Source organism: uncultured Clostridium sp., assembly GCF_934754915.1.
GTDB lineage: Bacteria > Bacillota > Clostridia > Clostridiales > Clostridiaceae > Clostridium.
Map to the genome: position 1 here is coordinate 1 of NZ_CAKVKB010000244.1, position 3474 is coordinate 3474.

Here is a 3474-nt window from a genome sequence, read left to right on the forward strand (position 1 = left end):
CTGTATATACTGGAAGCCTAGCATTACATGACATAAACGGAACAAGTAATGCTGTAAGTTTTCTATCTTTTTCACTTTCAAGAGTTCTTGCAGTCATTATTGCAGGAACCGTACACCCAAACCCTACTATCATTGGGATAAATGCTTTTCCTGAAAGCCCCATCTTCCTCATGAGCCTATCCATCATAAATGCGACTCTGGACATATACCCACTATCCTCTAAAATTGTTATACAAATAAACAGAACAAGAATAATTGGAAGCAGAACTACTATTCCTCCTACTCCAGAAATAATTCCATCTACAATAAGAGAAGTAAACCATGGTGATGCATTTGACAAAATACCATACATCCATGGAATTATCGAATCATTCAAAATCCCATCAAGTATATCTGATAACGGCTGTCCAATCCAAGAAAATGTAAGTTCAAACATCAATACCATAATTGCAAGAAAAATTGGGTATGCAAAAAATGGATGAAGCACAAACTTATCCAACTTTTCTGTGAAAGTTTCTTCTTTTTTTTCATTTTCTATTAAACATTTGTTTAAAACAGATTCTATAAAATCATATGCTTCTTTTTCACTTTTAAAATTAAATTTTTCACTATCATAAGCATTATTGAAATTTCCCTTTTCAAGTCTTTTCCTTATTTCTTCTATACCTTTTGCTTTTCCAGCACTTAATGGAATGACTTCAACTCCAAACTTTTTTTCAAGAAGTTTATAATCAACTGTTATTCCTTTTGCTTCACATATATCAATCATATTAAGTGCAAGTATTATAGGCTTATTAAACTGCTTTAATTGTGTTGTAAGATAAAGATTTCTATTTAAATTTGATGCATCAACAATATTTAATATCACATCAACTTTTTCTTCTTCAAGATATTTTTTTGATACCTTTTCTTCATTTGAAAATGTATCCATCGCATATATTCCAGGAAGATCTGTAATTTTTACATTATCAAAATAACCTTCCTTTTTATCTACTGTAACTCCGGGCCAGTTTCCAACATATTGATTAGAACCTGTTAATGCATTATACAGAGTTGTCTTTCCTACATTAGGATTTCCTAATAAAGCAACATTTATCATTAAAAACTACCTCTTCATTGTCTATATATTTTCAAGAATTATGCATTGTGCATCCTTTTTTCTTATGGCAAGATCAAACCCTCTGAAATTTATTATTAGTGGATCTCCTAAAGGTGCTTTTCTCTTAAATTCTATAGAAGTACCTTCAATGCATCCTAAAGCAGAAAGTCTTTTTGTTAATTTAGAATTTCCATTAATTTCTGATATAATCCCTTTTTGTCCTGGATTTAAATTCAAAATGCTCATATACTTGTGCCTCCTATTAAAAGTGATTTATTTATATTATATTTATATAATACAATAAAATGTCCCAATTGTAAATGAAAGTTTATTTCATTTAATTTATAATATCATTATCAAGATATTTCAGGTTTTCCCTATATATGCTCTCATGTAATTTCCAATGTATAATTCATTTTTAGCCCATCTTAAAATATTAAAATCAAACAATATTTTAATAAAAAACCACATGTGTCATATTTTAATAATAATCTAACACATGTGGTTATGTATTTTTACATTTTAAATGTATCTTCTCAAATTAATCTAAATACTTTAAAAACTTTTTTCTTTTTCTGAAATATGATTTAGATGAATATCCATTTGTGGATATGGTATTGATATATTTTCTTCATCAAATCTTGTTTTTATATTTTCTAACAAATTATAATATACAGTCCAGTAATTTTCTGTCTTTGTCCATACCTTTACTATTAAATTCACAGAGCTTTCTCCAAGTTCATTGACTGCAACAAATGGTTCTGGATCATGAAGAATCAACTCATCTTTATTTATCACACTATAAATAACATTTTTAGCACTTTTTATATTCTGATCATAGCTGATTGAAATAATGTGATCAATCCTTCTCATTTTCTGTGCTGTATAATTTGTTACAATTCCATTAGCAAGAACTCCATTAGGAATCAGAACTTGTTTATTGTCTAAAGTAGACATATGTGTATAAAATATTCCTATTTTATCTATTGTTCCAGTCTCACCTGCTCCTTCTATATAGTCTCCAACATTATATGGCCTTATAAACAGAATTATAACACCTCCTGCAAAGTTAGCTAAACTTTCTTTAAGTGCAAGACCAACTGCTATACCTGCTGAACCAATAAGAGTTATTATTCCACTTGTTGAAATTCCAACATAATTCATTATCATAATTATAAGCAGCAATTTAAGACTTATTTTTATAAATCCATCTAAAAACGAAGCTAATGTAACATCAATATTTCGTTTTTCTAATATTTTATTAAATGTACCTATAATTTTTTCAATGATTTTGAATCCTATCCATATGATTAAAAGCCCTATAACTATTTTTGTTCCATGAGTATACAGCCATTCATAAAATTTTTCTAAGGCCTGCTCATATACTTTCATTAAAATATACCTCCAATTTACTTTTATATATTCTGCAATCAATAAATCTGTTATTACTTTTTAAAATCATAATTCCTTTAAAATTTTTATATATAAAACAAAATTCAATTGCATACATATTATAATAAGAAATCTCTTATTTAGTCCATCGAAATTTTTTCATGCACTTGAATTTTATGACAACACGTCTCTTATATCCATCAATATAAATCCTAAAAGATTTTGTCCTATCCATTTTAAAGGATTTTTTATACAGACATCGTCCTTTCCAAGACCTATACTCCATATCTGGTCATAAGCATTAGTCTTAACAAGTATTTTTGATTTTGTACTTAAGAGGTATTTTTTTAATTTAGGATTCTGTGAAAATTTCGCCATGTTTCCAATTTTAACAACAGTTATCTTTTCTTTCATCCATACTTCTTCATTAAAATTTTTTATACGTTTTCCTATAAGTTTCATCTGATTAGGATGATATGCATTAAATATTTCTTCTAAGGCTTTATCATCACCAAAAATTCTTGCCTTTTCTGCCATCATATATTGTTCTGCACATGAATACTTTATATTATTCATTTCAAATGGAGAACTGTACCATTGACTTAGACATGATTTTCCCACATTTCCATTAGCTAATTTTTGATGTCCAGAAAAAAATATAAATTCCAGAGGCTCACCTTTTTTATAGAGACTCTGCACCTCTTCAACACAATACATAATTCTCCCTCCTAGAACATATTTTTTTATTTCCATATCAAATAACATTTTACTCTTAATTCATCCTTACAATATATTCTACTTCAACTTATGGAAAATATAAACACATTTTATCTCATTAACAGATAATTAGAAAAATGTACATCTTTCTTAATTGACATTCATAAATCAAATTTCTAAAATTATATTAATAACTAGACTTGTGCAGTAAATAGGAAAAATTTAAGCTACTAGTCCTAATTTGGAAATAGTAGACTCTAGACTAA

The 3474-nt window shown here is 27.7% G+C and carries 4 protein-coding genes; all 4 read right to left on the reverse strand.

Annotated features, from left to right (window positions below; genetic code table 11):
• Positions 1 to 1099: ferrous iron transporter B (locus tag Q0F58_RS18225; protein ID WP_294379297.1), on the reverse strand; the 1099-nt coding region annotated here is incomplete at its 3' end.
• Positions 1100 to 1120: 21 nt separating this feature from the next.
• Complete coding sequence (locus Q0F58_RS18230; protein ID WP_294379299.1) at positions 1121 to 1345, reverse strand: ferrous iron transport protein A; 225 nt, start codon at positions 1343 to 1345, stop codon at positions 1121 to 1123.
• Between the two features lie 309 nt (positions 1346 to 1654).
• Entirely contained in the window at positions 1655 to 2491 is an 837-nt protein-coding gene (locus Q0F58_RS18235) for a mechanosensitive ion channel family protein (RefSeq protein ID WP_294379301.1), read from the reverse strand.
• Positions 2492 to 2665: 174 nt separating this feature from the next.
• Positions 2666 to 3208, reverse strand: coding sequence for an NADAR family protein (locus Q0F58_RS18240; RefSeq protein ID WP_294379303.1), 543 nt, complete (start codon positions 3206 to 3208; stop codon positions 2666 to 2668).
• Positions 3209 to 3474: the final 266 nt, after the last annotated feature.